The following is a 7,281-nucleotide window of genomic DNA, read 5'->3' on the forward strand; positions in this document are numbered from 1 at the left end:
CGTTCCCAAGCGGAAGATGTCCCGCAGCAACACCCGGCACCGCCGCTCGCAGTGGAAGGCGACCGCGCCCGAACTGGTGCCGGTCGTCATCGACGGCGAGAAGAAGTTGGTCCCCCGCAACCTGATCCCGTACTTCCAGCAGAAGTGATCGCGGGTCCCCGCGCGTAGGGCGCGGCGGCTTCCTCGCCGCGGGACCGTTCTCCCCGGTGGCTACCCGCTCCCGGTGGAGGGCGCCGTCCCGCGGGGAAGCCGCCGGGAACCCGCTGATCCGCCGGTGCGGCCCGGTGTCGTGCCCGGTGGGCGCGGTCTGCGTCACATCGAGGTGGGCGGCGCGCCGCGCCGCTGCGGGTTCTCAGGTTCATCTCAGAACTACGCGCAACACTGTCCGCATGCGCATCCTCGTCGTCGACGACGACCGGGCCGTGCGCGAGTCCCTGCGCCGCTCGTTGCAGTTCAACGGCTACCAGGTGGAGCTCGCCGCGGACGGTCAACAGGCCCTGGACCAGCTGGCGGACCAGCGGCCCGACGCGATGGTGCTGGACGTCATGATGCCCCGCCTGGACGGCCTGGAGGTGGCGCGCAGGTTGCGCAGCACCGGCGATGACCTGCCGATCCTGGTGCTCACCGCCCGCGACGCCGTGTCCGACCGGGTCGCCGGGCTCGACGCGGGCGCCGACGACTACCTGCCGAAGCCGTTCGCGTTGGAGGAGCTGCTCGCCCGGCTGCGCGCGCTGCTGCGCCGCGCCTCCCCGTCCGCCGACGACGGCGACGAGCTGCCGCCCGCGCTGAGCTTCGCCGACCTCCAGCTCGACCCCGGAACCCGCGAGGTGCGCCGCGGCGACCGGCCGATCAGCCTCACCCGTACCGAGTTCGCGCTGCTCGAACTGCTCATGGCGCACCCCAAGCAGGTCCTCACCCGCAGCAGGCTGCTGGAGGACGTGTGGGGCTACGACTTCCCGACCTCCGGCAACGCGCTGGAGGTCTACATCGGATACTTGCGCCGCAAGACCGAGACCGAAGGTGAACCCCGCTTGATCCACACCGTGCGCGGCGTCGGCTACGTGCTCCGCGAGACCCCGCCGTGACGGCGCCCGCCCCGCCCGCTCCCGACGCCGAGACCGGCGGCACCGGCGACCGCGGCCGGTTGCAGCGGATCTCGTTGCGCAACCGGGTGACCTTGCTGGCCGCGCTGTCCGTGGCGGGAGCCGTGGCCCTGGTGTCCCTCGGCGCGTTCTTCACCGTGCGCGACAGCCTCTACGAGCAGCTCGACGACAGCCTGCTGCGGCGCGCCGTCGAAGCCGAGTCCGGGCCGCTGATCGACGAACCCGCCGGGCTGCAAGGCGTTCCGGTCGCGTTCTACACGGCGGCGAACCTGGAGATCAGCGTGCTCTACCCGAACGGGGCGGAGCTCGCGCCGAGCCAGCGGCCGCCGTCCGGGCCGCTGGAACTCGCCGTGGCGCAGGGGAAGCTGCCCCGCTCCATCCGCACCGACGAGGCCACCAACAGCCGCATCGTGGCGGTGCCCGCCGACAACGGCGCGCTGGTCATGGCGCAGTCCCTCGGCCCCACGAAGGCGACGCTCGCGCAGCTGAGCCTGGTGCTCGTCGTGATCGGCGGGGCGGGCATCCTGCTCGCCGCCGCCGCGGGCACCGCGGTGGCCAGCGCCGGGCTGCGGCCGGTGCAGCGGCTCAACGCGGCCACCGAACGCGTCGCGCTCACCGGTGATCTGCGGCCCATCCCGGTGTCCGGGGACGACGAGCTGGCCCGGCTCACCACCTCGTTCAACGACATGTTGGGGGCGCTCGCCGAATCGCAGGAGCGGCAGCGGCGGCTGGTCGCCGACGCCGGTCACGAGCTGCGCACCCCGCTGACCTCGTTGCGCACCAACCTGGAACTGCTGATGGCCGCCGCGCAGCCGGGGGCGCCCGCACTGTCCGACCAGGACCGCGAGGAGATGTTCGAGGACGTGCGCGGGCAGATCACCGAGCTCTCCGCGCTCGTCGGGGACCTGGTGGAACTGGCCAGGGAGGACGCCCCGCAGGCCGTGCACGAACCCGTCGAGCTCGTCGACGTCGTGGAGCGCGCGCTGAACCGGGCGCGCAGGCGCGCGGGCCCCGTCGAGTTCGACGTGCGGTTGCAGCCCTGGTCGATGATGGGCGACGCCACCGCGCTGGAGCGGGCGGTGCTGAACTTGCTGGACAACGCCGCCAAGTGGAGCCGGGACGGCGACACGGTGCGGGTGCAGCTCTACCCGGACGGCGCCGGTTCGGTCGTGCTGGAGGTCTCCGACGGCGGGCCCGGCATCGCCGAGGCGGACCGGCCGCACGTGTTCGAGCGGTTCTACCGGTCGTCGCTGGCGCGCACGCTGCCCGGTTCCGGGCTCGGGCTGTCCATCGTGAAGCAGGTCGCGGAGCGGCACGGCGGCAGCGTGTGGGCCGGTGCGGCGCCCGAGGGCGGCGCGCTGCTGCGGATGGTCCTGCCGGGGCACGTCGGCTGACTGCGTGCGGCGGTTGAGCCGATCGGCGGCGGCGCTGGGTGGACCGGCGGCGGCGCTGGGCGGATCGGGCGGACGCGCCGTCCCCCGTTCCGCGGCCGCTGGTGCCGCCGTGTGATCCTCGTACCGACCGGAAGCGCCCATCCGGCGCAATCCGTCCGAAAATCCAACAGCATCGAACATCTTTGGTGCGTGCTTTCGATCGATACCCGGATTTTTCGGCCGCGTCATCACGGGTAGTGTTGGTTCATGTTGACTTGACGCGTCAAGTTCAGCAGCATCCTCATGAACAGGACGCGCACCGACGCAGCGCCCGCCCGGGGATCAGCGCTCCGGGTCGGCTGGATGGGACGGGTGGAGTGCTCGCACGCCAACGCCAGGAAGTGATCCTCGACGAGGTGCGGCGCACCGGCGCCGTGCAGGTCAGCGAGCTCGTGCTGCGCCTCGGCGTCTCCGACATGACCATCCGCCGCGACCTCGACGCGCTCGCCCGCCAGGGCCTCGTCGAGAAGGTCTACGGCGGCGCCACCTCCACCCTCGGCCGCAGCACCGACGAACCCGGCTTCGAAGCCAAGTCGGTCCGCCAGCTCGCGGAGAAGGAGGCCATCGCGCGCGAGGCCGCCGCGCTCGTCCGGCCCGGCACCGCCATCGGCCTGTCCGCGGGCACCACCACCTGGACCATGGCCCGGCACCTCGACGACATCCCCGACCTCACCGTCGTCACCAACTCGGTCCGCGTCGCCGACGTGCTGCAGCAGCGCGGGCGCACCGACCGGACCGTCGTGCTCACCGGCGGCGTCCGCACCCCCTCCGACGCGCTCGTCGGACCCGTCGCGGTGCAGTCGCTGCGGTCCCTGCACCTGGACCTCGTGTTCCTCGGCGTGCACGGCATGGCGCCCCGCGCCGGGTTCACCACCCCCAACCTCAACGAGAGCGAGACCAACCGGGCGCTCGCCGAAGCCGCCAGCAGGCTCGTCGTCGTCGCCGACCACGCCAAGTGGTCCACCGTCGGCATCTCCACCATCGTCGACTTCGCCGAGGTCGACGTGCTGATCACCGACGACGGGCTGCCCGACGACGCCCGGCAGCTGCTCGCCGAGCAAGTCCACGAACTGGTGATCGCCGAAGCGGTGCTCACCGCCGATTCCGCACCCGACAAGTCCGGCCCCGACCAGGCCGGCAGCGATCAGGAGGCCGCGCGGTGAAGCGCACCGTCCGGGAACTGGCCGACGGCAGGCAGATCTACTACTTCGACACCGATCCGGCGCGGGAGCGCGCGGCCGCGGACACCCGCGACCTGCCGCCGCGGCCCCCCGTCTCCGAGATGCGGCGCGACCCGCTCACCGGGGAATGGGTCGCGATGGCCGCCCACCGCCAGACCCGCACCTACAAGCCGCCGGCCGACCAGTGCCCGCTGTGCCCGAGCACGCCCGGACGCCTCACCGAGATCCCCGAGGCCGACTACGAAGTCGCAGTCTTCGAGAACCAGTTCCCGTCCTTCGCCGCCGCCGACCCCGATCCGTCCACTGTGGACGGACTTCCGATGGTGCCGACCGGGCCGGCGCGCGGTCGCTGCGAAGTCGTGTGCTTCACCTCCGACCACGGCACCTCCTTCGGGCAGCTCAGCCCCGCGCAGGTCCGCACCGTCGTCGAGGCCTGGGCCGACCGCACCGCCGAACTCTCCGCCACCCCCGGCGTCGAGCAGGTCTTCTGCTTCGAGAACCGGGGCGAGGAGATCGGGGTGACGCTGCACCACCCGCACGGCCAGATCTACGGGTACCCGTTCGTCACGCCCAAGACCGAGCGGATGCTGCGCACCGCCGAGGACTACCTCGCCGAGCACGGCAGGCCCGTCCTCGGCGACGTGCTCGCCGCCGAACGCGCCTCCGGGCGCCGCGTCGTCGTCGACTCCGAGCACTGGACCGCGTACGTGCCCGCCGCCGCCCGCTGGCCGGTCGAGGTGCACGTGGTGCCGCACCGCCAGGTGCCCGACCTCGTCGCGCTCACCGACGAGGAGCGCAACGACTTCGCCACCACCTACCTGGAGGTGCTGCGCCGGCTCGACGGGCTCTACGACCGGCCGCTGCCCTACATCGCCGCGTGGCACCAGGCGCCGGTGCGCACCGGGCGGGACCTGTCCTGGCTGCACCTGGAGCTGTTCTCGGTGCTGCGTTCCGCGGACAAGCTGAAGTACCTCGCCGGGTCCGAGTCGGGCATGGCGGTGTGGGTGAACGACGTGACGCCGGAGCAGATCGCCGACCGGCTCCAGGCGCTCTGATCGGCCGCCGCCCGCTACGCCGGGTGATCGATGTCCGGGCGTCGCGCTCTCGATCGAGGGTGTGACGTTCGGCACTGGCGCGGATTCGTCCGGCACTCCACAGGCGGGTCTCAGGCGGTTCTCAGCTGAATGCCCCAAAGTGGGGAACATGAGCGACCAGCCCCAGCGCGGCTCGGGCGAACCGTCCGAAGACCCGCGACAGCAGGCAGACAGCAGCGGAACCGCCCACATTCCGCAGGCGACCGGCGACACGCCGCCTGCCGGGGCCTTCGAGCAGCAGTCCGGCACCCAGCAGCAGCCGCACCTCGCGCCCGACGCCGACCCCGGCAGGCAGGAACCGCCCGGCGGTCCCGCGGCCACCCGGCAGCAGCCCCAGCCGTACGGCGCCTACGAGCAGCAGCCCGGCATGGGCGGCGCTCCCGGCGGCCAGTACCCGCAGATGGGCGCGCCGCACCAGCAGCAGGGCTGGTACCAGCAGCCGATGGGCGCGGTCCCCGTGCAGCAGCACCGGCCTGCCAAGCGCAACGGGCTCGTCGCCACCGCGCTCGTCGGTGCGCTCGCGATCGGCCTGGTCGGTGGCGGCGTCGGCGGTTTCGTCGGCTACCGCCTCGGCTCGTCCGGCGCGGAATCCCAGGGCACGAGCCTCGACCAGCAGCAGCCCGCGCGCAGCGCCAGCGTCGCGCCGAAGGGCTCGGTGCAGGGCGTCGCCGAGAAGGTGCTGCCCAGCGTGGTGCAGCTGCAGATGCAGAGCGCGCAGGGCTCCGGCGAGGGCTCCGGGATCGTGCTCAGCCAGGACGGCTACATCCTCACCAACGCCCACGTCGCCGAAGGTGCCGGGCAGGGCAGGCTCACGGCGATGTTCAACGACAACCGGACCGCGTCGGTCCGGATCGTCGGCGCCGACCCGAAGTCCGACCTCGCCGTGGTGAAGGCCGACATCACCGGTCTCACCCCGGCCGAGCTCGGCCGCTCCGACGACCTGCCGGTCGGTGCCCCGGTGGTGGCGATCGGCTCGCCGTTCGGGCTTTCCGGCACCGTCACCAGCGGCATCATCAGCGCCAAGGACCGCCCGGTGCGCGCGGGCGGGCAGAGCGGCGCCCAGGACAGCGTGCTCAACGCGCTGCAGACCGACGCCGCGATCAACCCCGGCAACTCCGGTGGCCCGCTGGTCGACATGGACGGTCGCGTCGTCGGCATCAACTCCGCCATCTACAGCCCCGGGTCCGGGGAGCAGGAGCAGGGCGGTTCGGTCGGCCTCGGCTTCGCCATCCCGATCGACCAGGCGCAGCGCACCGCGAAGGAGCTCAAGGACACCGGCGCGGCGACCCAGACCACGCTCGGCGTGAGCATCCAGAGCGCGCAAGGGGGCGGCGCCGTGGTGCGCCAGGTGGTGCCGAACGGGCCCGCGCAGCAGGCGGGCATCCGGAACGACGAGCGGATCACCAAGTTCGACGGGCGCTTCATCGAGGACGCGGACGCCCTCGTCGCCACGGTCCGCTCCCACCAGCCGGGCCAGAAGGTCCAGGTGACCCTGACCGGCGCGGACGGCGGCGAGCGCACGGTGGACGTCGTGCTCGCCGGTCAGTAGGTCCGCACGACACCCGGCCGCGTCCGCGGCCAGCCCCGCACGGCCCGGCCCGGGCCGCGGTGACAAGGAGAACGCGACAGATGTCCGAACGCAACGGCCACGTCATCCCGCACCGGAACCAGCAGCAGCGCGCCCGGCTCGTCGAGCCCGGCGAGTCACTGGATCTCCCCCCGGAACTCCTTGCCACTACGGTGAACGGCATGGAACGCAGCGCGCAGCGGCTGGGACGCGCCCTGGTGGTCGTGGTCGACGACCGGGCCGCGCAGGGCGAGCAGGAGGACAGCATCGGTCCGTTGGTGACCGAACTGCTGGAGGAAGCCGGATTCATCGTGGACGGGACCGTCGCGGTGGCCGGGGAGACGGTGGACATCCGCAACGCGCTGAACACCGCGGTGATCGGCGGCGTGGACGTGGTGATCACGGTCGGCGGCACCGGGGTCTCGCCCCGGGACGTCACGCCGGACGCCACCTCCGGGGTGCTGGACATGCCGGTGCCCGGCATCGCCGAGGCCCTGCGGGCGTCGGGGCTGGCCGCGGGAGCGGTCGACGCCGGGGTGTCCCGCGGGCTGGCCGGGGTGTCCGGCAGCACGCTGGTGGTCAACCTGGCCGGATCCCGGGCCGCGGTGCGGGACGGGATGGCGACGTTGTCGCCGCTGGTGACGCACGTGATCGAGCAGCTGTCGGGGCTCGAACAGGCCTGACCCGGAACCGGACGACAACGGTGGCGGGCCCCCCCCGGGGGGCCCCCCCCCGCGGGGGGGGGGGGCGCCCCCCCGGGGGGCCCCCGGGCGCGGGGGGGGGGGGGGGCCCGCGGCGCCCCCGCGGCCCCCCCCCGGTTCGCACCCCCGGCCCCGCCCGCTGCGGGTGGGGGGGGCCACTGCCCCCCGGGGGCCCCCCCGGGCCCCCCCCAGACCGCAGAAC

7 protein-coding genes are annotated in these 7,281 nt (G+C 73.4%); all 7 read left to right on the forward strand.

Annotated elements, in window-relative coordinates:
• Positions 1-148 (forward strand): 50S ribosomal protein L32 (gene rpmF / locus LCD31_RS27525; RefSeq protein ID WP_224962893.1); only part of this gene is annotated, 148 nt, incomplete at its 5' end.
• Between the two features lie 241 nt (positions 149-389).
• Positions 390-1,085: a response regulator transcription factor gene (locus LCD31_RS27530; RefSeq protein WP_224962883.1), complete on the forward strand. Its 696-nt coding sequence runs from the start codon at positions 390-392 to the stop codon at positions 1,083-1,085.
• The gene (locus LCD31_RS27535; protein WP_224962885.1) at positions 1,082-2,497 is read left to right on the forward strand and encodes a cell wall metabolism sensor histidine kinase WalK; all 1,416 of its coding nucleotides are present in this window, start codon (positions 1,082-1,084) and stop codon (positions 2,495-2,497) included. The genes LCD31_RS27530 and LCD31_RS27535 overlap by 4 nt, the downstream gene beginning before the upstream one ends.
• A gap of 356 nt (positions 2,498-2,853) precedes the next feature.
• Positions 2,854-3,699, forward strand: a complete 846-nt coding sequence (locus LCD31_RS27540; protein WP_224962887.1) for a DeoR/GlpR family DNA-binding transcription regulator — start codon at positions 2,854-2,856, stop codon at positions 3,697-3,699.
• On the forward strand, positions 3,696-4,772 hold the full coding sequence (gene galT / locus LCD31_RS27545; RefSeq protein WP_224962889.1) for a galactose-1-phosphate uridylyltransferase: 1,077 nt from the start codon (positions 3,696-3,698) through the stop codon (positions 4,770-4,772). The genes LCD31_RS27540 and galT overlap by 4 nt, the downstream gene beginning before the upstream one ends.
• A gap of 148 nt (positions 4,773-4,920) precedes the next feature.
• On the forward strand, positions 4,921-6,360 hold the full coding sequence (locus LCD31_RS27550) for a S1C family serine protease (RefSeq protein ID WP_224962891.1): 1,440 nt from the start codon (positions 4,921-4,923) through the stop codon (positions 6,358-6,360).
• A gap of 200 nt (positions 6,361-6,560) precedes the next feature.
• Positions 6,561-7,061: a molybdenum cofactor biosynthesis protein B gene (locus LCD31_RS27555; RefSeq protein ID WP_184476585.1), complete on the forward strand. Its 501-nt coding sequence runs from the start codon at positions 6,561-6,563 to the stop codon at positions 7,059-7,061.
• Positions 7,062-7,281: the final 220 nt, after the last annotated feature.

The organism is Saccharopolyspora sp. 6M, assembly GCF_020176775.1.
GTDB classification, from domain to species: Bacteria; Actinomycetota; Actinomycetes; order Mycobacteriales; family Pseudonocardiaceae; genus Saccharopolyspora_C; species Saccharopolyspora_C gregorii.

Excerpts from the sequence above, each read along its gene's own strand:
- LCD31_RS27530 (WP_224962883.1), top strand. The coding sequence starts at position 390 with ATGCGCATCCTCGTCGTCGACGACGACCGGGCCGTGCGCGAGTCCCTG.
- LCD31_RS27550 (WP_224962891.1), top strand. The coding sequence starts at position 4,921 with ATGAGCGACCAGCCCCAGCGCGGCTCGGGCGAACCGTCCGAAGACCCG.
- LCD31_RS27555 (WP_184476585.1), top strand. The coding sequence starts at position 6,561 with ATGGAACGCAGCGCGCAGCGGCTGGGACGCGCCCTGGTGGTCGTGGTC.